Below are 24,186 nucleotides of genomic sequence, written 5' to 3'. Positions count from 1 at the left end.
TACCTCAAATCGACGAGTTCCGCAATTCTGCTCCTGATCTGGCCGTGCGCCGCTTGAGTTGCGCCGCGGCCGCCGATACGGTCGCTCTCGCCCGGTGGCGTCTGGGGTCCGCCCCGCCAAGTCCGGACAAAACCCCAAGAGACTCAACGACGAAAGGGACCGCCGGCACGTGCCTTCGATCTACAAAATCACCCCCGCTTCGGCCTGGCGCGAGGCCGAGCGGCAAGGCGTGTACCGGGGCAGTGCGGACGACGAACGCGACGGTTTCATCCATTTTTCGACCGCCGCGCAAGTGGCCGAGACCGTGCGCAAGCACTACTTCGGCCAGACCGGCCTGTTCCTGGTCGCGGTCGATGCCGACGCGCTCGGCGAGGCGCTGCGCTGGGAGCCCTCGCGCAACGACGAGTTGTTTCCGCATCTCTATGGCGAGCTCGACCTCGGCGCGGTTGTCGAAATCCTCGAGCTGCGTGCCCGCTCCGATGGAGGGCACGACGTTCCGGAGTTCAAGCCGTGATCCGCGCCTTCGATGCCTTCTCGCTGCCGCTGCTGCGCTGGTTCGATCCCGAAGATGCCCATCGCATGGCGATCCAGGGCCTCAAGCTGCTGCCGCCGATGCGGCCGCGGCCGGATGATTCCAAGCTCGCGGTGCGTGCCTTCGGGCTCAACTTCCCGAACCCGATCGGCATGGCGGCCGGCTTCGACAAGAGCGCGGAGGCGCCGGACGCGTTGCTGCGGCTCGGCTTCGGCTTTGTCGAGATCGGCTCGGTGACGCCGCGCCCCCAGAGCGGCAATCCGCGGCCGCGGCTGTTCCGGCTGGAGCGCGACGAGGCCGTCATCAACCGCATGGGCTTCAACAATGACGGCGCCGAGGCCGTGCTGCGGCGGCTCGCCTCGCGCGCGAGCCTTGGCGGCATCATCGGCGTCAATGTCGGAGCCAACAAGGATTCGCCAGACCGCATCGCCGACTATGTCCAGCTGATCGAGACCTTTGCGCCGGTGGCGAGCTACTTCACCATCAACGTCTCCTCGCCGAACACGCCGGGCCTGCGCAACCTGCAGCAATCGGCTGCGCTCGACGACCTCCTGGCGCGGGTCATCGACGTCAGAGAGCGCGTCCGCAAGAACGCCGGCGATTCGCCGGTGCTGTTGAAGATCGCGCCGGACCTCAGCCTCGCCGAGCTCGACGACGTCGTGCATGTCGCGCGCTCGCGCCGCGTCGACGGCATGATCGTCGCAAACACCACGCTGGCGCGGCCGGCCACGCTGCGCGAGGAGAGCCGCGCGAAGGAACAGGGCGGCCTGTCGGGCCGTCCGCTGTTCCGCCTCTCGACCCGGATGGTAGCGGAGACCTTCGTGCGGGTCGAAGGCGCATTCCCGCTGGTCGGGGTCGGCGGCATCGACTCCGGCGGCGCCGCGCTGACCAAGATCCGCGCCGGCGCCAGCCTGATCCAGCTCTATTCGTCGCTGGTCTACAAGGGCCTCGGCCTGGTCGAGGACATCAAGCGCGACCTCTCGTCGACCCTGCTGCGGACGGGTCGCGATTCGCTTTCCGAGATCGTAGGCGCCGATGCCGCAACGATCACGGCCGAAGACTGGCCGGTGAGGTAGTATCTTGTAGCCCGGATGAAGCGCAGCGAAATCCGGGATAGCCTCACCGCGGATGCTGACCCCGGGTTTCGCTGCGCTGCATCCGGGCTACGGGATGAACTTCACCTGAACGTCTTCCTCAGCAACGCCGGATAGCACGCGCCCTGCAGGCCGCCGCGCGCGACGTAGAAGCCGATCAGCGCGGCCCACAGGCCGGCATTGCCGAACGCGCTCAGTGCCCACCAGGTGGCGAGGAAGATCAGGAGCGACAGCAGCATGAGATTGCGCATCGCAGGCGCCCAGGTTGCGCCGACATAGATGCCGTCGAAGCCGAATGCGAACACGCCGGGCAGCGGCGCCAGGATCACGAACACGAGGAAGTCGCGCGCCGCACGGCGGACGTCCTCGCTGGTCGTCATCAGGTTGATCAGGGCAGGCCCGAACAGCGCGAACAGCACCGAGACCACGAGCGCAAAGCCGATCCCCCATGTCAACACGAGCCGGGTGGAGTCGGCAAAGCCGCGCGCATCGCGCGCGCCGAACGTCTTGCCGCAGAGCTGCTGGGCGGCATTGGCGAGGCCGTCGAGGAAGAAGGCCGAGACCAGCAGGAAATTGTTCAGCACCGAATTGGCCGCCAGCGTCACGTCGCCGGCACGCGCGCCCTTCGCGGTGAAGAACAGAAACACGGTGATCAGGGCCGCGGTGCGGATCATGATGTCGCGGTTGACGGCGAGCATGCGGATCAGCTTGTCGCGATCGAACAGCGTGGCGCCCGGCACCGTGAAGCCGGTTTTTGCGATACGCCAGGCCACGACGATACCGGCAATGAAACCGGCCGCCTCGGCCAGCACGGCAGCGATCGCCGCGCCCGCGATGCCGGCATGACAGGCCTGCACCAGCACTACCGTCGCGATCATGTTGATGATGTTGATAACGATCTGCAGCGCGAGCGCCAGATTGGCGCGCGCCTGTCCGACCAGCCAGCCGAGGATCACGTAATTGGCGAGCGCCAGCGGCGCCGACCAGATCCGGATCATGAAGTAGGTTCTTGCGGCGCGCGTGACGCCCTCGCTGCCGCCCATCAGGCTGAACGTGACCGACGCCAGCGGCACCTGCAACACGATCAGGGCGATGCCGATCAGGCCGGCGACGATGAAACCGCGGACCAGGATCGCGCTGAACTCCCACGTTTCTCCGGCGCCGAGCGCCTGCGCCGTGAAGGCCAGCGTGCTCATGCGCAGGAAGGCGAACAGCCAGAACAGGCAGTCGAAGATTATCGAGGCCATCGCGACGCCGCCGAGCAGCGCGGCATCATTGAGGTGGCCGATCGCGGTGGTCGAGACGATGCCGATCAGCGGTGTGGTCAGGTTCGCGACCATCGCCGGGCCGGCGATGGCGAACACCTGGCGTGACGTGATCCTGGGGTGGACGGGCGCGTGCATGGCTATAGGTGCGAAGTATACACGCTTCTATCGCCTCGTCCGTCGCGCGGCCATGCTGGAATTGTCCTCAGGGCAATGCGCGGCCCTAGCGGCCGCGCGGCGCGCCGAACAGCCGCGACAGGAACCAGACCGGGATCACGATCACGGCCCCGAGCAGGAAGTAGCGCCAGGCCCAGTTGATCGCGTCGAAGCCGAAATCCCACAGCCGCTGGAACAGCATGCGGATGCTGTGGATGATATTCCAGGGATCGAAGCCGATTGCGGCGAGCACGACGCCGACCAGGATCGACAGCAGGATCAGCCGGAACGCCACCGCGAGCGGCGAGCCGCCGAGAAAGCGGTGCAGTGCGTCGGCGCTGCCGGCCGGCAAGTCTCTGACGTCGTGTTGCATCGATCTCTCCTGGCGGAATCGTCCGCCTCATTATAGGTCACGGCGGGGCAGATGGGGAACCCGCCCGTCCCGATCAATGGCTGCCATGTCCGAGCGGAATTAATTCGTCGTCATGGTCATTAACAACCGTTCAAGCGTCTCCAGCCGGTCGGCCTCGCGCGGCGGCTTGTCCCAGCGCAGCCGGCTGACGCGGGGAAATCGCATCGCGACGCCGGATTTGTGCCGCGGCGAGCGCTGCAACCCCTCGAACGCGACCTCCATCACCAGGCCCTGATCCGGTTCGTGCACGACATGACGCACGGGGCCGAACTTCTCGGTGGTGTTACGGCGGACGAAGCGGTCGATCTGCAGCAGCTCCTCGTCGGTGAACCCGAAATAGGCCTTGCCGACCGGCACCAGCTCGTCGCCGGCTTCACCACGGGTCCAGACCCCGAAAGTGTAGTCGGAATAATAGGACGAGCGCTTGCCGTGGCCGCGCTGCGCATACATCAGCACGGCGTCGATGATGTGCGGATCGCGCTTCCACTTCCACCACGGACCCTTCGGCCGCCCCGGCAAGTAAGGCGCGTCGCGTCGCTTCAGCATCACGCCTTCGACCGCGTCGGCATCGTCGCCGGCGCCCGCGCTCTTCGGATCGGCGCGCGCCGCCGCCAGCTGCTCCCAGCTTGTGAACGAAATCATCGGCGACAGGTCGATGCGCGGATCGTCCAGCCTTGCGACGAAGCGCTCGAGACGCGCGCGGCGCTCGACGAACGGCAGCTCGCGCAAATCGTTCTCGTCGTCGTCCAGGAGATCATAGGCGCGCAGATGGATCGGAAACTCCTTGGTCAGTTTCGGCGAGACCACCTTGCGGTTCAATCGCTGCTGCAACACGTTGAAGCTCTGCACGCGGCCGTCGCGCAGCACCAGAAGTTCGCCGTCGATCGCACCTGGTAGATGCAGCGACGGCACAAGATCCGGAAAGCTGCCGGTGATGTCCTCGCCGGTGCGGGAATAGAGCCGCGCCTGCACATGGCCGCGCGAATCGCGGCCGGACACCGCCTGCACGCGGATGCCGTCCCATTTCCATTCCGCGCTGAAATCCGCCGCGTCGAGACCGGCGAAATCGGCATCCTCGATCGCATGCGCCAGCATCACCGGGCGGAATGGCACGGGATCCCGGTTCACCGGCTTGTCGCCGCGGCCTTCCAGCCAGGCGAACAGGTCGAGATAGGGCGGCGACAGGCCCGGCCACATCAGCTCGATCTCGTGCGGATCCTTGTTCCCGAGTGCGGCGGCAGCGGTCTTCGCCAGCCGCGCCGAAATCCCGATCCGCATCGCGCCGGTGACGAGCTTCAGCAGCGCCCAGCGTCCGGTCTCGTCGAGCTCGTCCAGCCAGCGCGCGAGCTGCGCCGGCAGCGCGGACTTGCCGAGCGTGCGCAGCGTGGTGACGACCTCGGTGAGGGTCGGGGGAGGTGGATTGTTGTGGCCGGGCAGTTCCGCCTTCGGCCACATCAGCGCGACTGTTTCGGAGAGGTCGCCGACATAGTCGTAGGACAATCCGAACAGCACGGGATCGGCGCGTTCCGTGATCAGGTCGCGGATCAATCCTGGTTTCGCATGCTTGAACGATAGCGCGCCGGTCAGCGCGGCCAGCGCATAGCCACGATCGGGATCCTGGGTCGAGCGGAAATAGGCCACGAGCAGCCTGATCTTGTTGTTGCGGCCGGGCTCGTAGGCGAGACGGTCCAGCAACTCGGCGAACCGGTTCATGCGTCGGCCTCGCCGGCGCGCTGGGCCTCGTCGGCGGACGCTGCGGCCTCGCCCTCGTCCTCGTCGCCATAGCCAACCAGATCGAGCGGCCGTGCGGCGAGGCCCTTGGTCTTGCACCAATGCACCAGCGCGTCTTCCTGGCCGTGGGTGACCCAGATCTCGCCGGCGCCGGTTGCGGCAATCGTCGCCGTCAGCCCGTCCCAGTCGGCATGGTCTGATATCACCAGCGGCAGCTCGACGCCGCCCTGCCGCGCGCGGGCGCGCACCCGCATCCAGCCCGAGGCAAAGGCGGTGACGGGATCGGGAAAGCGCCGCGTCCAGACATCTGAGGTCGCGCTCGGCGGCGCCAGCGTGATGGTGCCGGCGAGATCGGCCTTCTTCATGCCGCGTACGGGCTTCAACTCGCCGAGCGGAATGCCGCGCTCGCGATAATAGTAGGTGATCGCCTCCATTGCGCCGTGCAGATAGATCGGCGCGTCATAGCCGGCCTCGCGCAGCAGCGCGATCACGCGCTGCGCCTTGCCGAGCGAGTAGGCGCCGACGAGATGCGCACGCTCCGGAAACAGGCGCACCGATGTCAGCAGCTTCTTGACCTCGTCGGCGGCGTCGCCGTGGCGGAACACCGGCAGGCCGAACGTCGCCTCTGTTATGAAGACGTCGCAGGGCACGAGCTCGAACGGCGCGCAGGTCGGATCGCGCGCATCCTTGTAGTCGCCGGAGGCGACGATGCGGGTGTCCTTGCAGGTCACTGCGATCTGTGCCGATCCCAGCACATGGCCCGCGGGATGAAATGTCGCCGTGACGTCGCCGAGCCTGATCTCCTCACCGTAGGCGACGACCTGCGTCGAGCCGGCGAAATTCTCGCCGTAGCGCAGCCGCATCATGTCGAGCGTTTCCCGGGTGGCGAGAACAGCGCCGTGGCCCGGGCGGGCGTGGTCGGAATGGCCATGGGTGATCAGCGCGCGCTCCACCGGCCGGACAGGATCGATATGGAAGCCGCCCGCTTTGCAGGCAAGGCCGGCCGGGCCGGGCATCAGGATGTCTTGCGGGCGCATCTTCTGTATATAGGCCGGCTTGAGCTTCATTCGAGTCCAGATTGGTCCCTCCCAGATGCCCGCGCGCCTGTTCCTGTCCTCCGGCGATCTCGTTGCCGACCGCCGTTTCGAATTTGCGCGCGACCTGCAATTGAAGGGCGATCTTCCGGCTGCCGCCGACCTGCTCGAACAGGCGATCGAGCTCGCGCCGAAATTCACCTCGGCCTGGTTCACGCTTGGCGAGATCCGTCGGCAGCTCGGTCAGCGCGAAGCCGCGATTGCAGCCTTCCGCGCCGCGTACGATGCCGATCCCGAGGATCGCCACGGCGCCAGCCTTCGTCTGATGCAGCTCGGCGCCGAAGCCGTCAGAGCGATGCCCTCGGCCTATGTGCAGACGCTGTTCGATCAATATGCGCCGCGCTTCGAGGCCGCTCTCGTCGGCGACCTCGACTATCGCGGTCCGGAGCTGCTGTTCAAGGCCGTGCTGGCGGTTCGCGCATCAGCGAAAAAGCCCGCCTTCTTCAAGCGCGCCATCGATCTCGGCTGCGGCACCGGGCTTGCGGCGGGCGCGTTTGCGAAGAACGTCGATCGCTTCATCGGCATCGACCTGTCGCCACGCATGATTGAGAAGGCCCGCGCCACCGGGCTCTATGCCGAGCTCGAGGTCGACGACATGCTGCAGGGCATCTCGAGCAAGCCTGACGCAAGCGCCGAGCTGATCCTGGCGGCGGATGCAATGGTCTATGTTGCCGATCTCGCGCCCGTGCTCGCCGAGGCGAAACGCGTGCTGGTGCCGGGCGGCGTGCTGGCGTTCACCACTGAGACCCATGATGGCGACGGCGTCATCATCGGCGAGGGCCTGCGCTACGCGCACGCCGCGGCTTGCGTGCGTGCCGCGGTCGGGGCGGCAGGTCTCGCCCTGACCCATCTCGACAATCTGTCCGCCCGCAATGAAGACAACAGCCCGGCCCCTGGGCTTGTCGCAGTCGCGACCAGAACTTGAGTCTACACGCTACGCTTTTGCCGTCACGCGGTATTGCGCAGCCCGCCTGCGACTTCGCGCTTGCCGTGCGCAGGGCGGAATGCGACAGCTTTTTCTCCAGGGAGAGAAACAATGAAAAAGCAAACACGGCGCGAGTTCGGCGCCACCGTCATCTCGGCTGTTGCAGCCTCCGTCCTTCCGGCGCCGTTCGTCTGGGCCGCGGAGAAGAAATACGATGCGGGTGCCAGCGACACCGAGATCAAGCTCGGGCAGACCGTGCCGCATTCCGGCCCCGGCTCGCTCTATGGCGTGTTGGGGCGCGTCGGCGAAGCCTATTTCCAGATGCTGAACGAGAGGGGCGGCATCAACGGCCGCAAGGTGACGTTCTTCACCCTGGACGATGCCTACAGCGCACCGAAATGCGTCGAGGCGACACGCCGCCTGGTCGAGCAGGAGGAGGTGCTGGCGCTCTACGGCTCGCTGGGCACCGCGCCGCAGACCGCCGTGCACAAATATCTCAATTCTAAGGGCGTCCCTCAATTGCTGCTCAATACCGGCGCCTCGAAGTGGAATGATCCGAAAAATTACAAATGGACCATGGCGGGCCTGCCGCTGTATCCGACCGAAGCGCGCATCCTCGCCAAGCACGTCGTCAACGTGAAGCCGAATGCAAAAATCGGCATCCTCTACCAGAACGACGATTTCGGCCGTGACTTCCTTGGCCCGTTCAAGAAGGTACTGGCGGATGCCGGCGGCAGCGCGCAGGTGATCATGGAGCAGACCTACGATCTCACCGATCCAACGGTCGATTCCCAGCTCATCAACCTCTCGAAGTCGGGCGCCGACGTCTTCTACAACATCACCACCGGCAAGGCGACGTCGCAGTCGATCCGCAAAGTGGCCGAACTCGGCTGGAAGCCGCTGCAACTGCTGTCGGCGGGCTCGACCGGCCGCTCGATCCTCAGCGCCGCGGGATTCGAAAACGCCAAGGACATCGTGGCGATCCGCTACGCCAAGGAGGCGGGCCCGGGCCGCTGGGAGAAGGATCCCGACTCGATGGCGTTCGAGGAGCTGCGCAAGAAGTATCTGCCCAATGTCGATCCCGACAACACCATCGCCTTCGCGGGCTATGGCCAGGTGGCGTCGATGGCGGAAATCCTGCGCCGCTGCGGAGACGAGCTGACCCGTGCCAACGTGCTGAAGCAGGCTACCACGCTTGCGGGCTTCCACTCGCCCTTCTTCCTTGACGGCGTCAATTACAGCTACACGCCCGACGACTACACGCCGATGAAGACGCTCTACATTTCGATCTTCGATGGCAAGGACTGGCAGATTTCGGACAGGCCCGTGGTGGAGTAGGGGACGGGCTCTCTCGCTCGCTGTTCCTTCTCCCTCTCCCTGTTCTTCGCGGGGAGAGGGCGGGGTGAAGGGCTCTATCCAACAGGCGATGCAGGTTGTTGACCTGTACCCCCTCACCCGGATCGCATCTATCGATGCGCTCCGACCTCTCCCCGCACGCGGGGCCAGGTGAAGGGCAGTGCCACCTGCTGCCATTTCTCGTCCACCCTCGACGAAACCTCTTGAACCCCCTACCTCTTGGGCGTGTCGACGCTCGATCTCTTCTCCGTCGCGCCGCCTGATGCGGCCGATCTGCTGCCGCGCCGGTTTCGCGACTGGTTCGCCTCGCGCGGCTGGGCGCCGCGCGAGCACCAGCTCGCGCTGCTCGCCAAGGCACGCGAGGAGCGTTCGGCGCTGCTGATCGCCCCGACCGGCGCCGGCAAGACGCTGGCCGGGTTTCTGCCGACGCTGGTCGAACTGGCCGGGGCGGGCAAGGAGGATGCCCCGGCAACGAGGGCAACCGGTGAGCAAAGAAAGGCCCTCATCTCCACCGGCCGCTCGGTCCGTCGCAGCGGCGGGCTGCACACACTCTACATCTCGCCGCTGAAGGCGCTCGCAGTCGACATCGCGCGCAACCTGGAGACGCCGGTGGCCGAGATGGGGCTGCCGATCAAGATCGAGACCCGCACCGGCGACACGCCGGTGTCGCGGCGGCAGCGGCAGCGGCGCTATCCGCCGGATATTCTGCTCACCACGCCGGAGCAGCTCGCGCTGCTGCTCGCCTCCGACGATGCGCCTTACCTGTTCTCGTCGCTGAAACGCATCGTGCTCGATGAGCTGCATGCGCTGGTCACCTCCAAGCGCGGTGATCTGCTGTCGCTTGGGCTCGCCCGGCTGTGGGCCATCGCGCCGCAGCTGCGCGCGATCGGCCTGTCGGCGACGGTGGCCGAGCCCGAGCAGCTCGCACGCTTCCTGGTGCCGCAGCCGGGCGGCAAATCCGCGTCCGCCGACGTCGTCACAGCCGGTGGCGCTGCACCGCCTGTCGTCGAGATGCTCGACACGCGCGAGCGCCTGCCGTGGTCAGGCCACAGCGCGCGTCACGCGCTGCCGGAGGTCTATGAGCTGATCAAGCGCAACAAGACGACGCTGGTGTTCGTCAACACCCGCAGCCAGGCCGAGATGCTGTTCCAGGATCTCTGGCGCATGAACGACGACGGCCTGGCGATCGCGCTGCATCACGGCTCGCTCGACGTCGCGCAACGCCGCAAGGTCGAGGATGCGATGGCCGCCGGCCGGCTGCGCGGCGTGGTCTGCACCTCGTCGCTCGACCTCGGCGTCGACTGGGGCGATGTCGACCTCGTCATCAATATCGGCGCGCCGAAAGGCTCGTCGCGGCTGATGCAGCGGATCGGCCGTGCCAACCATCGCTTCGACGAGGCCTCGCGCGCCGTGCTGGTGCCGGCCAACCGCTTCGAAGTGCTGGAATGCGCCGTCGCGATCGATGCCATCGCCGAAAATGCGCAGGACACGCCGCCGCTTCGGTCAGGCGCGCTCGACGTGCTGGCCCAGCACGTGCTGGGTTGCGCCTGCGGCAAGCCGTTCCTGTCGGACGAGCTCTATGCCGAGATCCTCACCGCGGCGCCTTATGCGTCGCTGTCGCGCACGGATTTCGACGACGTCGTCGAGTTCGTCGCCACCGGCGGCTACGCGCTGAAGACCTATGAGCGCTTCGCCCGCATCAAGCAGGACAAGCAGGGGCGCTGGCGCGTCGCCAACCCCAAGGTGCGGCAGAGCTATCGCCTCAATGTCGGTACCATCGTCGAAGAGACCATGCTGAAGGTGCGGCTGGTGCGCTCGCGCGCCGGCGGTACCGGTTCGACGGGCGCGATCGCTCGCGGCGGCCGCATGCTGGGCGAGATCGAGGAGGTCTTCATCGAGGGTCTCGTGGTCGGCGACACCTTCGTGTTCGGCGGCGAGGTGGTGCGATACGAGGCGCTGGTCGAGGATCAGGTCTATGTCTCGCGCGCCAACGACAAGGATGCGAAAGTGCCGTCCTATATGGGCGGCAAGTTCCCGCTCTCGACCTATCTCGCCGAGCGCGTCCGCAAATTGCTCGATAACAGCCGCGCGTGGAACGCGTTGCCGGACCAGGTGCACGACTGGCTGTCCTTGCAGCGAAGATTCTCGCGCGTGCCGGCCGTCCGCGAGTTGCTGGTCGAGACCTTTCCACGCGGCGGCAGCCACTATCTGGTCTGCTATCCCTTCGAAGGCCGGCTCGCGCACCAGACGCTCGGCATGCTCTTGACGCGCCGGCTGGAGCGCGCCCGCGCCCGGCCGCTCGGTTTCGTCGCCAATGAATATGCGCTCGCGGTGTGGGGCGTCGGCGATCTCTCCTTCTTGATCCGCCAGGGCAGGCTCGATCTCAACGCGCTGTTCGACCCTGACATGCTCGGCGACGATCTCGAGGCGTGGCTTGCGGAATCCGCGCTGATGAAGCGCACCTTCCGCAATTGCGCCATCATCTCCGGCTTGATCGCGCGCCGTTTCACCGACGAGGAGAAATCCCGCCGCCAGGTGCTGTTCTCGACTGACTTGATCTACGATGTGCTGCGCAAGCACCAGGCCGATCACGTGCTGCTGCGGACCGCGCGCGCCGATGCGGCAACCGGCCTGCTCGACCTGCGCCGCCTCGGCGACATGCTGTCGCGCATCCACGGCCGAATCACCCACAAGCCGCTCGACCGGGTTTCCCCACTCGCGGTCCCGGCATTGCTGGAAATTGGCCGCGAGTCAGTTTATGGCGAAGCATCCGACGAGCTTCTGGCCGAGGCGGCCGAGGAACTCGTGCGGGAGGCCATGACATAATATCGGGATCAGGACGTGACGGCAGGCGCGCAGGCTTCGGGAGATCTGGACGAGATGCGCGTTTCGAGGGTGACGGTCGCCGACGTCCCGTTTCTCGCCGATTTCTCCGGCGCGCTGTTCTGGGAGGAGCAGCGGTTGCTCATCGTCTCCGACCTGCATCTGGAAAAAGGCTCGAGCTTTGCCGCGCGCGGGGTGCTGCTGCCACCCTATGACACGGTCGCCACATTGAGCCGGCTCGCTGCCGTGATCGCGCGGCACGATCCGCGGCAGGTGATCGCGCTCGGCGACAGCTTTCACGATCGCGATGCGCATCGGCGCCTGTCGGAGCCGGACCGCGAGGCGCTGGCCGCATTGCAGGTGCGGCGCAACTGGATCTGGATCTCGGGTAACCACGATCCGGCGCTGCCTCCAGATCTCGGCGGCGTGGTCGCCAGCGAGGTTGCGATCGGCCCGATCGTGTTCCGCCACGAGCCGACCGGTGCCAGCGGCGAGATCGCCGGCCACTTGCATCCCAAGGCGCGCGTGCCGACCCGCGGCCGTTCGATCGAGCGGCGCTGCTTCGCCAGCGACGGCGAACGCGCGGTGATGCCCGCCTTCGGCGCCTACACCGGTGGCTTGAGCATCCGCGACGTGGCATTCGCACGGATCTTTGGGTCGCCGGGCTTCATGGCCCATGTGCTGGGCGACAACCGCGTGCACGCGTTCGCCGCGTCAAGGTGTTATTGACGGTCGCACCGAGCCGCAAACTCCGTGTCGTCCCGGGCAAGCGAAGCGCGACCATCGGTGGTTTTGGGTCCGCTGCTTTCGCAGTGACGATCCCGGCCTACGCCGCCCTCGACTGCACGGTCTCGCAGAATTCCGCCAGCCGCTCGGCCAGCCGCAGCGTCGCGGGGCTGGCGTGTGGCGCAGCGACCAGCGCGACCTCGGTCTTGTCGATCGGCGCAAAGCCGTCCTTTGCCGTCAGCACGCGATGGTCGGCCTGGATCGCGATCTCGGCGAGGATGCTGAGGCCCATGCCGGCGGCGATCGCGGCCTGGATGCCGGAGAGGTTCGACGAGGTGTAGGCCATGTGCCAGCTGCGCCCGGCGCTCTCCAGCGCATGGATCGCGCCGGCGCGGTAGAGGCAGCCCGGCGGAAAGCCGATCAGCGGCACCGAGCCGCTCGTGGTGTCGCGTGGATGATTCTTGCTGGTGACCCAGTGCACGCGTTCCGGCCACACCGCAATGCCGCCGGTCTCGCCGGCCGCGCGCTTGAACAGTGCGAGGTCGAGCTCGCCGCGTTCGAGATCGCGCCTGAGCTGCGTGCTCTGGTCGGTGCGTACGTCGAGCCGCACCCTGGGCTGCGAGCGCGAGAATGTGGCCAGCAGCTTGGCGAGCCGGAAGGCGGCGAAATCCTCGGGCACGCCGAGCCGGATCGCGCCTTCATTGTCCGGCCGTGACACCACGTCGCGCGCCTCTTCCGCCAGTGCCAGCAGTCGCCGCGCATAGGACAATAGCCGCTCGCCGGCCTCGGTCAGGGATACGTCCTTGCCGCTGCGGATCAGCAGCGGCTGGCCGACATCGACCTCGAGCCGCCGGATCTGCTGGCTGACGGTCGATTGGGTGCGGTGGACGCGCTCGCCGGCGCGAGTGAAGCCCCGGGCATCGACAACAGAGACGAAACTGCGCAGCAGCTCCAGGTCGAGCATCGCAGCCTCCATTCGAAAATCCACTGGATGTCAGTCTATCATTTAATTTCCAAATATCAAGGCGCGGCCCTAGATCATGGACGAAGGAGAAATTCCCATGTCCACCGCATCCTCGATAACCGCCCCCCGCACCGCCGCCTTCAGCTCCCTTCCGCTCCTGATCACGCTGTTCTGCCTGCTCTGGAGCTTCGCCTTCGTCGCCGGCAAGATCGGCGTCACCGATTGCCCGCCGCTGATCCTGCTCACTGCGCGGTTCTCGCTGGCCGGCATCCTGATGCTCGGCATCTCGCTGCTGCGCAGGGACGAATGGGACCTGACCTGGCGTGATGCGGCGGTGTTCGCGCTGCTCGGCGTCGCCAACAATGCGCTCTATCTCGGCCTCGGCTACACCGGCCTGAAGACGGTCTCCGCCGGTCTCGGCGGCCTGATCGTCTCGGCCAATCCGGTGTTCACCGCGGTGCTGGCGGCGCTCGTCCTCGGCGAGCCGCTGACCCGGCGCAAGGTCGCCGGTCTTCTGCTCGGCATCGCCGGCGTCGCCTTCATCGTCTGGCACCGCATGAAGGTCGGTACCGACAGCCCGCATGGCATCCTGTTCACGCTGGCCTCGCTCGCCTCGATCGTCGCCGGCACCATCCTGTTCAAGCTGCTGGCGCCGAAGGGCAGCCTGTGGCTCGGCAACGGCATCCAGAACATCGCCGGCGGCCTTGCCGTGATGCCGTTCGCCTTCACGCTGTCCAGTGTCGGCGACATCGTGCCGAGCGCGCGGCTCGCCGGCGCGTTCGCCTACCTGGTGCTCGGCGGCTCGATCATCGCCTATCTGCTCTGGTTTCATCTGTTGAAAGTGTGTGGCGCCACCGCTGCAAGCGCGTATCACTTCCTGATGCCGCCGCTCGGAATGCTGTTCGCGTTCCTCGTGCTCGGCGAACATGTCGAATTCCGCGACCTGCTCGGGATCGTTCCGGTGGCGCTCGGCATTTACCTGGTGACCCGCGCCCCCGCAGCACACCAGAGGAGTGCGACATGATCATCACCCCGATCGGGCGCATCGTGGCGCACGCCGGCCCCGGAGACATTTCATCGAAGGAACCATCGCCGCCTCCGCTTCGTTGTCGCCACGGCCGGAACCGGGCATGGCGCAGCACAAGACGATCCCGCGAAAGCACAACGGTAAGACCAGCGGCGCACGGGCGTCGAAGGCGCCACGCAGGCCATTCAGTCTCGGCTATTTTCTCGGGGCGCTCGGCCCCGGCCTGATCACCGGCGCCTCCGACGATGATCCATCGGGAATCGGCACCTACAGCCAGGCCGGCGCGCAACTCGGCTACGGCATCGGCTGGACCATGCTGCTGACCTTCCCGCTGATGACCTCGATCCAGGAGATCTCGGCGAGGGTCGGCCGTGTCACCGGCCACGGCATCGCGGGCAATGTCTGCCGGCATTATCCGCCTTCGCTCCTGATGGTTGTCGTCGGTCTGCTCTTCATCGCGAACACGATCAACATCGCGGCCGATCTCTCGGCGATGGCCGATGCGACGAAGCTGTTGATCGGCGGCCCGGCCATCCTCTACGTCGTGCTGTTCGGCGTGACCTCGGTGGGCGCGCAGATATTCATGGACTACAAGCGCTATGTCGCGGTCCTGAAATGGCTGACGATCTCGTTGTTCGCCTATGTCGCCGCGCTCGGCTTCGCCAAGGTGTCATGGACGGAGGCCCTGGCCGGCGCGCTGATGCCGCACATCACCTGGAGCACCGACTATTTCACGACCATCGTCGCGATCTTCGGCACCACGATCTCGCCCTATCTGTTCTTCTGGCAGGCCTCGCAGGAGGCTGAGGAGCTGCGCGTCGACGCCAGCAAGCATCCGCTGATCGATCGGCATTACGGCGCCCGACGCGAATTCTTCCGCATCCGCGCCGACACTGTCACCGGCATGGCCTTCTCCAACGTGATCGCGCTCTCGATCATCATCACGGCCGCGGCGTCTCTGCATGCGACGGGCAAGACCGACATCCAGACCTCGGCGCAGGCCGCCGAGGCGCTCCGGCCGATCGCCGGGCCGTTCGCCGAAGTGATCTTCGCACTCGGCATCATCGGGACCGGGTTGCTGGCCATCCCGGTGCTCGGCGGGGCGACCGCCTACGCGATCGGCGAGGGACGGCGGTGGCCGGTCGGGCTCGCACGCAAGCCGAAGCGGGCGATCGCGTTCTATTCGGTGCTGGCGCTGTCGGGCGGATTCGGCATCGCGCTCAATTTCACCCCGATCGATCCGATCTCGGCGCTGTACTGGAGCGCAGTGATCAACGGCGTCCTCGCCGTGCCGGTGATGGTGCTACTGATGGCCATGGCGCGCCGCAGCGACGTGATGGGCCGCTTCGTGATCGGCGGATGGCTTTACTGGCTCGGCTGGCTCTCGACAGCAGCGATGGCGCTTAGCGTGATGGCGATGGGCGCAGGATACCTTCTTTGATCGTTGCGGCCGCCATCGGTCAGAACAGCGTGGTATCGATCTTCGTCGTCGATTTGACCTTTCGCAGGATGATGGTCGTCCGGTAGCTCGCGATATCGGTGTCCGGATGCATGAGGCGGTCGAGGATGAACGATTGATAGCGGGCGAGGTCGGAGGATACGACCCGCAGCGAGTAATCCCAATCGCCGGCGATCATGCAGCATTCGACGACCTCGGGAAGGCCGGTCACCTTCTTCTCGAAGCGCTCGAAGGATTCCCTGTTTTGTTGCTTGAGGCGGACTTCGACGATGGCGTCGAACCCGAGGCCTACTCGAGCGGGGTCCACCAGCGCCACGTAGGAGCGGATGACGCCGGCATCTTCGAGGGCCCGGACGCGTCTCATGCTGGGGGCGGATGAGAGGCCGATTCGTTCGGCCAATTCGAGATTCGTGATGCGTCCCTCGACCTGCAGCAAGTCGAGGATTTTTCGGTCGATCTCATCGAGCACGATCGTAGTTCCCATTTCCTTCGTGTTTCCGGTGTTTTGCGCAATTAATCGCACGATATGCGATCCAATACATCCCAAATCGCAATCTCATTGCGAGGGCATACGCCTAGGATGCGCTGCAGGCATCTGACATCGCGATTGAGCAGCAAGGGAACGGGCCATGGCTGGAAATGACGACAAGTCCTTTTGGGATCGCGCGCGGCGTCACCTCATTCGCTATGGCGGGACGTTCGCTCCGGTCATTATCGAGCGCGCCTCCGGATCCTTCGTCTATGACGCCGACGGCCGGGCCATCCTGGATTTCACATCCGGCCAGATGAGCGCCGTGCTTGGTCACGGCCACCCCGAGATCGTCCGGACCATCAGCGAGCATGCCGAGCGGCTCGACCATCTCTTCAGCGGCATGCTGACGCGTCCGGTGGTCGCACTGGCCGAAAAGCTCGCGGAGCTGCTGCCGACGGGGCTTGATCGCGTCATGCTGCTGAGCACGGGCGGCGAGTCGAACGAGGCTGCGATCAAGATGGCCAAGCTCGCCACCGGCGGCTTCGAGACCGTTGCATTCGCGCAGTCCTGGCACGGAATGACGTCAGGCGCGGCCGGGACGACCTATTCAGCCGGCCGCAGGGGCTATGGTCCCGCGCCGGTCGGCTCGCTCGCGATCCCGACGCCGAACCCCTATCGGCCCCGCTTCGGCAATGCGGCCGACTGGCGTGACGAGCTGGCCTACGCCTTCGATCTCGTCGACCGCCAATCGACCGGCTCGCTCGCCTGCATGATCGCCGAGCCGATCTTGAGCTCCGGCGGGCTGATCGATCTGCCGGAGGGCTACCTCGCCGAGCTGAAGCAGCTGTGCCACCAACGCCGCATGCTGCTGATCGTCGACGAAGCACAGACGGGCCTCGGGCGAACCGGCGCCATATTCGCCTTCGAGCGCGACGGCGCCGTGCCCGATATTCTGACCCTGTCGAAGACGCTCGGCGCGGGCCTGCCTTTGGCTGCGGTCATTACTTCAGCCGAGATCGAGGAGAGGTGCCACGAACGCGGCTTCCTGTTCTACACGACGCATGTGTCGGACCCGATGCCGGCCGCGGTCGGACTGAAGGTGATCGAGATCATCCTGCGCGACCGGTTGGTCGAGCGCGCCGTGACGGCGGGTGCGCGGTTGAGGGATGGGCTGCTCGCACTTCAGAACCGGTTCGAATGCATCGGTGACGTGCGCGGCAGGGGTCTGATGCAGGGCATCGAGATCGTGCGCGACCGCTACAGCAAGGAGCCTGACGAAGCGCTCGGAACGCGCGTCTCGCAGCGCTGCATGGAGCTCGGCCTGAGCACCAACATCGTGCAGTTGCCCGGCATGGGCAGCGTATTCCGCATCGCACCGCCGCTGACGATCAGCGACGACGAGATCGATCTTGGCCTCTCGATCCTGAGCGACGCTTTCGAGGGCGCGTTGCAACGGAAGGATGGCCGGAGCGCGATGAGATCAGGTTGAATCGTCATCGCGCTCTGGCTTCTTGTTTGAGCGCTATCTTTCCGGAAAACCGCTTCACGCTTTTCCGGATCATGCTCCGGATCAATCCTTGCGGAACACGATCGAAGCCATCCAGCCGGTCATCAGCGCCATGAACGCGGTGACCAGGCCGTAGATGAGGCCGTCCTGCCGCGCGGTGGTGGCGACGAACTGCTCGAAGCCGACCTTGACGATCTCGAATGCGGTCTCGGTCTTGGTCACCAGCGCGCCGTCCGAGAACAACTTGATCTCGACCGTGTAGATGCCGATCGGCACCTCGGCGGGCAGCGGGATGCCGGTGCGGAACAGCGTCGGCGTGAGGAAGGTCACGGCAGAGGTCGCTTCGCGGTAGAGGCCGTGCTCGGAGCGCAGCCGCACGAAAGCGCTGCGGAAGGCGTCGTTCGGCACCACGTCGGCAAAGTCGGGGCCGACCCGTTGCATCAACAGCACGTTGTTGAGCCCGAGCTGCTGGCGACGCTGAACTTCGGCAGACGCGATCTCGTCGAATGGACGGTTGGCGAACAGTGCGAGGTAGCCCGGCACTTGCAGGAACTGGCGGGAATCGGTGTTGATCCAGATGCCGAACCTGCGCTCCTTGCGCCGCGTCACCATGTCGGCGCGCGGGCCGGAGACGGTGACGACAAGATCGTAACTGCCGCGGCCGGGCGGCGCGGTGGCGTCCTTCTCGACGGAACCGAACAGCACGAGTTCGCCACCGGAATAGTTCGGCGTCACGGTGACGCGGTGGTTCGAGACCGACACGATCAGCCGCTCCGCGCGGGCCGGTGCGCCTGCCAGAACGGCCGACAGGAGACCGAGGATCGCGAACGGCGTTGCGAGATTCCGGTTCGGACGCGTTCTCTTCACGCGAACCGGCATCCACTTCGCTCGAAAACGCTCTGGTCTCACGGCGGGCCTCCGCCGCCGCTTTCGCGGATGCTGAACAGGTCCTGCGGCTGGATCACCAGCTCGATCGCGAAGCGGATGCCGACGGCGAGCACGAGCAGGCCGAGCAAGAGGCGCAGGTGCTCGCCGCGGATCTTCTGTCCGGCGCGCGCGCCGAACTGCGCGCCGGTGACGCCGCCGATCATCAGGATCAGGGCCAGCACGGCGTCGACCAGGTGATTGGTCATGGCGTGCAGCATGGTGGCGAACACCATGGTGACGAGGGTCAGGACCATCGAGGTGCCGATCACGGTCGCGGTCGGTACCCGCAGCAGATAGATCATCAGCGGCACCAGGATGAAGCCGCCACCGATGCCCATGATCGCGCCGATGAAGCCGATCACGAGGCCGACCACGACGACGGGAATCACCGAGAGGTAGATCTTGGAGCGCTTGAAGCGCATCTTCAGCGGCAGGCCGTGGATCCAGCCATGGCTGCCGGGCTTGCGCAGCATGACTGCGCCGCCGCGGCGGACCCGGAGCATCGCGCGCAGGCCCTCCCAGAACATCAGCCCGCCGACCGTGGACAGCAGGATGACGTAGGACAGTGCGATCATCAGGTCGAGCTGGCCGAGCGAGCGCAGATAGGTGAATGTCCATACCCCCATCGCGGTGCCGATCGTGCCTCCTGTGAGCAATACCGCCGCCAGCAGTGGATCGATCGCGCGCCTGCGCCAATACGAGATCGCGCCCGAGAATGACGAGGCCGCGATGTGGCTCGCGACCGAGGCGACCGCTACCGCTGGCGCAATGCCGATGAAGATCAGAAGCGGCGTCATCAGGAAGCCGCCACCGATCCCGAACATGCCCGAGACGAAGCCTACCGCCGCGCCCATCGCCAGGATGAGGAAGACATTGACCGGAATGTCGGCGATCGGGAGGTACAGCTGCACGCGCGTCGCTTCTTGTCGGTTCGCCGCGAGCAGTGGCTCAAGGCCGCGCCACGGTGTGGTGTCGTCCTGGTCGGGCGGAGCGATCCGGTCGGCGCACAAGACTGCTGGCGAACGCGGGGTCGATAGCCGCGCCCCTGCATAACCGAATTCGGGGGCAGGAGGGACGAAAGATTCCGCCTCAGCCGGCTTTTTTGCCGCACCTCGCCAGCATCCTGCCGACGTGGTTGACGATTCAGATTAATGAGGCAAGCGCGTTCAGGGCCGGGTGACGGGCGTGGTGACGAGGTTCATCGCGAGCGCTTCCTTCGGGCTCAGCCAGCGAATCTCCGATGTCTGCGACATCGCCTCGACGATCGTCGACGACACGCCCATCCTGGTCATGTAGCCGAGCACTGCGCCCGAGACGCGCTGGGCCTCGGCAACGGGATCACCGGCCGGCGTGTTGGTGGTGAAGCGATGCACGCCCAGTTCCGAGCCTTCGATGCCATAACGGGTCTTGCCGCCGGCGAACACGAGCACGCAGGCGCTGGCGCAATAGGCGGGGCGAATCCGCCCCGACGCGTCGGCGGTCCCGACGGCGGTGACGAGTCCGTGCGCGCGGATGACCTCACCCATGATGGCGGCCTGGTTCAGCGCGCCGCCCTGCGATGACAGCAGAACGGCATCGCCGGCCGACAGGTGTGCCTCGTCGAGCCGCTCGCGAAACCAGCTTGCGCTTGCTGCGCCGATCCGCCCGCTGATCGCAAGCATCCGGCGGCCGTGGCCCGATCCGTCGATGCCGGCATCGGGGATGACCGACGACCTCATGCTCGCCGAGACATAGGTCTCGCGCCAATAGTCGAAGGCCCCGGGCCGCGACAGGTCACGATAGGCACGGATGCCGACGCCCGACGACAGCAGGACAAAGATCACTACGGACCAGAACGAAGGCCGGAAAGCGCTACGCAGGGACGCAGTCTTCACCCGCGGAGGCGAGGCCGGTCGAGGTGGCGATTGGCGAGGTGTCGTGCCGCCCGGCGCCTGACGCGGCGGCGCGACCCGTGGGCCGGTCGGTGACGCCCGGTGGACGCCCGTTCCATCATCCTGGCGATCACCGACAGACACGCGTGGTGCTCCTGAGCGCAGGGCCGCTTCTCGCGGGAATTGCGCGTCTGTCTACACGGCTGGAGTATGGAGGTACATGCCGCCGACGCCTGCGCGGCGTCGCCGGCAGTTCACATCAGTGCGTGACCAGCGCGGCGGTGCGCTTTGCCGGCAGCCTGGCGGGCTTGACGGCCGCGGGCTGCGCGGTGGCGCTGTCCCAGCCGCCGGCCGGTGCGGTGACGTTGACCGCGTCGCTCGGCTGCGGCTCGGGGGTGAAGGTCTGGATCGCGAGCTTCGCCGCTGCCAGCGACTGCGGATCGAGCCGCTTGGCGATGTCGTCGCGCTTGTGCCCGGCGTCTGCATCGCCCTGCGCGGCGGCGAGGCTGAACCATTTGAAGGACTCGGCGAGGTTCTGTTCGACGCCGATGCCGCGGGCGTAGAGGATGCCGAGGTTGAACTGGCTGTCGGCGACGCCGCGGTCGGCGGCCTTGCGGAACCACTGCGCCGCGCTCTTGTAGTCGGCGCCCTTGCCGCCGCCATCGGCGTCGAGCACCGCGAGGTTGTGCATTGCCTTGGCGTTGCCGTGCTCGGCAGCCTGGACGTAATAGCGCCGCGCGATATCGACGTCGCGCTTCACGCTGAGACCCTTCTCGTAGAAGGTGCCCAGCCGGAAGATCGCGGGCACCACGCCGGCCTGCGCCGCACGGCCATACCATTTGGCGGCTTCGTCGAGATTGGCGGCCACGCCCTTGCCCTCGGCAAAGCGCAGGCCGACCTCATAGGCGGCGCTCGGATCGCCCTTCAGGGCGGCGGCACGCAGCACGGGCCCGCCGATCGCATCAGGCAGCTTCTCGCCCTGCGGAATCTGGATCGAGGCTGACTTGCCGGCGGAAGTATATGTCGGCGCCGTCGGGATCGTGCCGGTGATGTCGCTCGCGCCGACGGAAGCTGCCGCTACCGGCGCTGCTGCCGCAACCGGCGCCGGCGGGATTGCAACCTGCGCAGCGTCGAGCATGTTCGGCGCCGAAGAGTTGTTGGACTGCTTGCCGAGCGGGGTCGGCGATGTCATCGACGGCGCGGGCGCCGCCGATGGTGCAACCTGCGCCGGTGCAGGGGCGCTCTCGTCAGCCGGCGGCGCGGCCGGACCCACGGCCGGCTCGCTGCTTTCCGTCGCGGGCATCGGGGGCGGCGTGCCGGTGTCGAGCAGGTTCATCGCCATCTTGATGGTGCCGAGCAGGATCACGACCACGCTCGCACTGACCAGAAGCGAGCGGATCCTGGAGGTGATGCTCGACGGCTGGCCCTCGGTTGCGCCGGCCTTGATCGTGGACTTGGTCTTGTCGGCCTTGTCGGCCTTCTCCTTTGCCTTGGCAGCGGCCTTGCTGGCGGCTCGCGCCGCCTTCTCGTTGACCGGCTGGGCCGCCGCAGCCTGCGCGGCACGGCGCGCGGCGGCGATGAAGCTCGAGGTCGAGACAGGCTCCTTCTTGGCCGAAGGAAGATCGCTGATCGCGCTCTCGGACGCGGCGATCCGCTCCGACGGCGACGACGGCCGCCCGCCGGGCCGGGTGCCTGGCTCGAGCGGATGATCCGGCGGCAGTTCCGGCGCGATCGCGGCGCGGGCCGGCGCCGTATGCGGCTCCAGGATCTCGCTGATGGCGCGCGGGGGCGTGGGCGGTAGCGGCGGCGGGGCGGCTTCGAACGGCGCCGCGGCGTGGAAATCGCGCGGCGCGGCCGCAAAATGCTCCTGCGCCAGCGCGGGATTGGGCAGCTCCGGCCTGTACGATTCGGGTTCGGGTTGCGCGATCGGCTGCGGCATCGCCGCGCGCGGCATCTCCATCCGCGGCTCGACCGGCTCGGGAGCCGGGGGCGCAGAGGGCGGGGCGGTGCGGACCGCGCGCAAATCGTTCTCGATCATCGCCAGGCGGTCGACGACGTGGCCGAGCGTGTTGTGAACGGTCTCCAGCGAATCCTGGGTGCGGCGATCGGTCTCCGACTGGCTGAAGCGGATGTCGGACAGCTCCCGCTTCACCATGTCGACGATGCCGCTGTCCATCATCGGCTGCGGCGAGGAGGCGCCGATATTGCGCGTGGCGTCGGCAAGCGAGGCGATATGGGCGTGCTGCGCCTCGAGGTGCCGCATGATGTCATGCAGCCCTTCCTCGACCCGGCCGAGATTGCCGGAGCGATGCTCGGACGACGACGCCTCGAGTCGCTCGAGCAGATAGGAGATGCGCTGCTCGAGATGGGCGAACGCCGATGCGCTGTCGTTGCCGACCTGCAGGCGATCGATCCGCTCCGAGAGCGTGCGCACCGCGCTTTCGATCACGTCCGTAGTGTCGTAGCCGGTCGGCCGTTCACCCAGCGTCGAAGTCAGCGCGGCGATGCGCTGTTCGAGCACGGAGAAGGCATCGCTCGCGGTGTCGGTGCGCGACAACTGCGACAGCTGATCGACCCGCTCCGCCAGGGCATGAACGTCCTCCGACAGCCGCAGCAGCGCGTCGTTGGACGCGACGTTGGAGACGATGGCACGCAGTGCCGCGATCGCGCCCTCGAGCTGATGCACGGTGGACGGATCGTCATTGGCGCGCAGGATCATGTCGAGCTTGGCGCCGAGATTGCGGATCGCCTCGTCGTAGCCGGTGAGCTGCTCGGCCGGGGTCAGCGTGCGCAGCACCTCCCGGATCTCCGACAGCGCGCGTTCGATGCCGGCGATCGCCTGGCCGTTGCTGTTGCCGCTGTCTTCCTGGCGGATCTCGTCGATGCGCCGGTGCAGCGCGCGAATCTCGTTCTCGATCGATTCGATCGCGCGGCGCGGCATCGCTTCGGTGATGGCCTGGCGGATCTCCGCGAGCTCGCCGCGGAACGCGGTGATCGACTGCTCGATATGGTCGGGACGTTGCAGCGCCTCGATCTGGCTGGTGATCTTGAGCAAATGCCGTTCGAGCGACGAGAAGTCGGGGCCGGCGGGCGCAGCCGGGGCCGCCGGCGGCGCCGAGGGGGCCATCGGCGGGGCTGAGGAGGCAATGGGCGGTTCGCTTTGCGGCGGCATCTGTCGCGGCGCGGGGGCATCGAGCTCGTTCTGGCGCGCGGCGATCTCGGCGATCGCGGAATCGAAGGAGGTCGGGCTCAGCGGCGGCGAGGGACGATAGACCTGCGCAGCGGCGCGTTCGACTGCGTCGGCCTGACGCTGCCGCTCCAGCTGGCTCTGATCCTGGCTGTCGTTCTGTTGGCGATCCTGCTGCGGGCGCTCCTGCAGCTGGCGGTCCTGCATCAGCGGCTCGCGCGCCGGCTGCGGCCGCGAGATCTGCGAGAGCCGTGCATCAAGCCGCGAGATGGCGTCGTTGAGCTGGCGGGCGACAGTCGGCTGACCGCGCGCGACGTCGACGCGCGGGGCGTCCTGACGCTGAGCATCCTGGCGCGGCGCCGGCTTGGAAATCTGCTCGATCTGGCGAGTGATCGCGTCGAGCCGCTCATGGATGTCGGCGACCTCAATGCTCTCCCGGCTCGGCGTCGGCGGCCGCTGCTGCTCGTAGCCGGTACGAAAGTCCGGCGGGCTTGCTTCGCCGACGGTCGAATTGAGCCAGTCGTTCAGCGACATGCCGGCGCGGCGCGCAGCCGCCTCGGCCCTTTCGCGGACGGAGGGATCGATGCCGTCTACACTCCACGATACGCGCGAATTCATGATTCCGTCCGGTCCCGACTCCGGCGCTACATCCTGCGCC

19 protein-coding genes are annotated in these 24,186 nt (G+C 66.7%); 9 read left to right on the top strand and 10 right to left on the bottom strand.

The window, feature by feature from the left end:
• The first annotated feature begins 169 nt into the window (after positions 1-169).
• Positions 170-514 carry a DUF952 domain-containing protein gene (locus JQ586_RS11220; protein ID WP_212394609.1) on the top strand — a complete coding sequence of 115 codons (345 nt, stop codon included), beginning with the start codon at positions 170-172 and terminating at the stop codon, positions 512-514.
• Entirely contained in the window at positions 511-1,608 is a 1,098-nt protein-coding gene (locus JQ586_RS11215) for a quinone-dependent dihydroorotate dehydrogenase (protein WP_212394608.1), read from the top strand. Before JQ586_RS11220 ends, JQ586_RS11215 begins: the two co-directional genes overlap by 4 nt.
• A 101-nt stretch (positions 1,609-1,709) precedes the next feature.
• Here the strand turns inward: JQ586_RS11215 and JQ586_RS11210 are convergent, their stop codons facing one another.
• The 4 genes from JQ586_RS11210 to JQ586_RS11195 all read right to left on the bottom strand — a co-directional run bounded on the left by JQ586_RS11210 (position 1,710) and on the right by JQ586_RS11195 (position 6,227).
• Positions 1,710-3,029, bottom strand: a complete 1,320-nt coding sequence (locus JQ586_RS11210; protein ID WP_212394607.1) for an MATE family efflux transporter — start codon at positions 3,027-3,029, stop codon at positions 1,710-1,712.
• A gap of 85 nt (positions 3,030-3,114) precedes the next feature.
• Positions 3,115-3,420: a DUF6460 domain-containing protein gene (locus JQ586_RS11205; protein ID WP_212394606.1), complete on the bottom strand. Its 306-nt coding sequence runs from the start codon at positions 3,418-3,420 to the stop codon at positions 3,115-3,117.
• Positions 3,421-3,519: 99 nt separating this feature from the next.
• A complete protein-coding gene (locus tag JQ586_RS11200; protein WP_212394605.1) occupies positions 3,520-5,172 on the bottom strand; it encodes a cisplatin damage response ATP-dependent DNA ligase in 1,653 nt (550 codons plus the stop codon).
• Positions 5,169-6,227: a ligase-associated DNA damage response exonuclease gene (locus tag JQ586_RS11195; protein WP_212394791.1), complete on the bottom strand. Its 1,059-nt coding sequence runs from the start codon at positions 6,225-6,227 to the stop codon at positions 5,169-5,171. Before JQ586_RS11195 ends, JQ586_RS11200 begins: the two co-directional genes overlap by 4 nt.
• Before the next feature lie 55 nt (positions 6,228-6,282).
• On the opposite strand from JQ586_RS11195, the gene JQ586_RS11190 reads away from it, so the two are divergent.
• The 4 genes from JQ586_RS11190 (at position 6,283) to pdeM (ending at position 12,117) form a co-directional block, all read left to right on the top strand.
• Positions 6,283-7,209: a class I SAM-dependent methyltransferase gene (locus tag JQ586_RS11190; protein WP_212394604.1), complete on the top strand. Its 927-nt coding sequence runs from the start codon at positions 6,283-6,285 to the stop codon at positions 7,207-7,209.
• A 111-nt stretch (positions 7,210-7,320) separates the two neighbouring features.
• A complete protein-coding gene (locus JQ586_RS11185) occupies positions 7,321-8,547 on the top strand; it encodes an ABC transporter substrate-binding protein (RefSeq protein ID WP_212394603.1) in 1,227 nt (408 codons plus the stop codon).
• A 243-nt stretch (positions 8,548-8,790) separates the two neighbouring features.
• Positions 8,791-11,391 (top strand): ligase-associated DNA damage response DEXH box helicase, encoded by a 2,601-nt coding sequence (locus JQ586_RS11180; RefSeq protein ID WP_212394790.1) that lies wholly within the window; start codon positions 8,791-8,793, stop codon positions 11,389-11,391.
• A gap of 54 nt (positions 11,392-11,445) precedes the next feature.
• Positions 11,446-12,117: a ligase-associated DNA damage response endonuclease PdeM gene (gene pdeM, locus JQ586_RS11175; protein WP_212394602.1), complete on the top strand. Its 672-nt coding sequence runs from the start codon at positions 11,446-11,448 to the stop codon at positions 12,115-12,117.
• 97 nt (positions 12,118-12,214) lie between these two features.
• Here the strand turns inward: pdeM and JQ586_RS11170 are convergent, their stop codons facing one another.
• Complete coding sequence (locus tag JQ586_RS11170; protein WP_212394601.1) at positions 12,215-13,078, bottom strand: LysR substrate-binding domain-containing protein; 864 nt, start codon at positions 13,076-13,078, stop codon at positions 12,215-12,217.
• A 97-nt stretch (positions 13,079-13,175) separates the two neighbouring features.
• Here JQ586_RS11170 and JQ586_RS11165 point away from each other — a divergent pair, with 97 nt between their 5' ends.
• Positions 13,176-14,102: a DMT family transporter gene (locus JQ586_RS11165; RefSeq protein WP_212394600.1), complete on the top strand. Its 927-nt coding sequence runs from the start codon at positions 13,176-13,178 to the stop codon at positions 14,100-14,102.
• A gap of 106 nt (positions 14,103-14,208) precedes the next feature.
• A complete protein-coding gene (locus JQ586_RS11160; protein WP_212394599.1) occupies positions 14,209-15,546 on the top strand; it encodes an NRAMP family divalent metal transporter in 1,338 nt (445 codons plus the stop codon).
• 19 nt (positions 15,547-15,565) lie between these two features.
• On the opposite strand, the gene JQ586_RS11155 is transcribed toward JQ586_RS11160, so the two are convergent.
• The gene (locus JQ586_RS11155) at positions 15,566-16,048 is read right to left on the bottom strand and encodes an Lrp/AsnC family transcriptional regulator (protein WP_212394598.1); all 483 of its coding nucleotides are present in this window, start codon (positions 16,046-16,048) and stop codon (positions 15,566-15,568) included.
• Positions 16,049-16,193: 145 nt separating this feature from the next.
• On the opposite strand from JQ586_RS11155, the gene JQ586_RS11150 reads away from it, so the two are divergent.
• Positions 16,194-17,525 (top strand): aspartate aminotransferase family protein, encoded by a 1,332-nt coding sequence (locus JQ586_RS11150; RefSeq protein ID WP_212394597.1) that lies wholly within the window; start codon positions 16,194-16,196, stop codon positions 17,523-17,525.
• 81 nt (positions 17,526-17,606) lie between these two features.
• On the opposite strand, the gene JQ586_RS11145 is transcribed toward JQ586_RS11150, so the two are convergent.
• The 4 genes from JQ586_RS11145 to JQ586_RS11130 form a co-directional block, all read right to left on the bottom strand.
• Positions 17,607-18,365, bottom strand: a complete 759-nt coding sequence (locus JQ586_RS11145; protein ID WP_312016954.1) for a TIGR02186 family protein — start codon at positions 18,363-18,365, stop codon at positions 17,607-17,609.
• Positions 18,366-18,448: 83 nt separating this feature from the next.
• Positions 18,449-19,381 carry a sulfite exporter TauE/SafE family protein gene (locus JQ586_RS11140; RefSeq protein ID WP_212394595.1) on the bottom strand — a complete coding sequence of 311 codons (933 nt, stop codon included), beginning with the start codon at positions 19,379-19,381 and terminating at the stop codon, positions 18,449-18,451.
• Positions 19,382-19,636: 255 nt separating this feature from the next.
• The gene (locus tag JQ586_RS11135; protein ID WP_312016952.1) at positions 19,637-20,293 is read right to left on the bottom strand and encodes a hypothetical protein; all 657 of its coding nucleotides are present in this window, start codon (positions 20,291-20,293) and stop codon (positions 19,637-19,639) included.
• Positions 20,294-20,600: 307 nt separating this feature from the next.
• Positions 20,601-24,146: an SEL1-like repeat protein gene (locus tag JQ586_RS11130; protein ID WP_212394593.1), complete on the bottom strand. Its 3,546-nt coding sequence runs from the start codon at positions 24,144-24,146 to the stop codon at positions 20,601-20,603.
• Between the last annotated feature and the right edge of the window lie 40 nt (positions 24,147-24,186).

Origin of the sequence: Bradyrhizobium jicamae (genome assembly GCF_018130215.1) — a bacterium.
Classification (GTDB): Bacteria; Pseudomonadota; Alphaproteobacteria; order Rhizobiales; family Xanthobacteraceae; genus Bradyrhizobium; species Bradyrhizobium jicamae_A.
This window is presented reverse-complemented; position numbering and strand designations above follow the sequence as displayed.

Excerpts from the sequence above, each read along its gene's own strand:
- JQ586_RS11210 (WP_212394607.1), bottom strand. The coding sequence starts at position 3,029 with ATGCACGCGCCCGTCCACCCCAGGATCACGTCACGCCAGGTGTTCGCC.
- JQ586_RS11205 (WP_212394606.1), bottom strand. The coding sequence starts at position 3,420 with ATGCAACACGACGTCAGAGACTTGCCGGCCGGCAGCGCCGACGCACTG.
- JQ586_RS11200 (WP_212394605.1), bottom strand. The coding sequence starts at position 5,172 with ATGAACCGGTTCGCCGAGTTGCTGGACCGTCTCGCCTACGAGCCCGGC.
- JQ586_RS11195 (WP_212394791.1), bottom strand. The coding sequence starts at position 6,227 with ATGCGCCCGCAAGACATCCTGATGCCCGGCCCGGCCGGCCTTGCCTGC.
- JQ586_RS11190 (WP_212394604.1), top strand. The coding sequence starts at position 6,283 with ATGCCCGCGCGCCTGTTCCTGTCCTCCGGCGATCTCGTTGCCGACCGC.
- JQ586_RS11185 (WP_212394603.1), top strand. The coding sequence starts at position 7,321 with ATGAAAAAGCAAACACGGCGCGAGTTCGGCGCCACCGTCATCTCGGCT.
- pdeM (WP_212394602.1), top strand. The coding sequence starts at position 11,446 with ATGCGCGTTTCGAGGGTGACGGTCGCCGACGTCCCGTTTCTCGCCGAT.
- JQ586_RS11170 (WP_212394601.1), bottom strand. The coding sequence starts at position 13,078 with ATGCTCGACCTGGAGCTGCTGCGCAGTTTCGTCTCTGTTGTCGATGCC.
- JQ586_RS11165 (WP_212394600.1), top strand. The coding sequence starts at position 13,176 with ATGTCCACCGCATCCTCGATAACCGCCCCCCGCACCGCCGCCTTCAGC.
- JQ586_RS11160 (WP_212394599.1), top strand. The coding sequence starts at position 14,209 with ATGGCGCAGCACAAGACGATCCCGCGAAAGCACAACGGTAAGACCAGC.
- JQ586_RS11155 (WP_212394598.1), bottom strand. The coding sequence starts at position 16,048 with ATGGGAACTACGATCGTGCTCGATGAGATCGACCGAAAAATCCTCGAC.
- JQ586_RS11150 (WP_212394597.1), top strand. The coding sequence starts at position 16,194 with ATGGCTGGAAATGACGACAAGTCCTTTTGGGATCGCGCGCGGCGTCAC.
- JQ586_RS11130 (WP_212394593.1), bottom strand. The coding sequence starts at position 24,146 with ATGAATTCGCGCGTATCGTGGAGTGTAGACGGCATCGATCCCTCCGTC.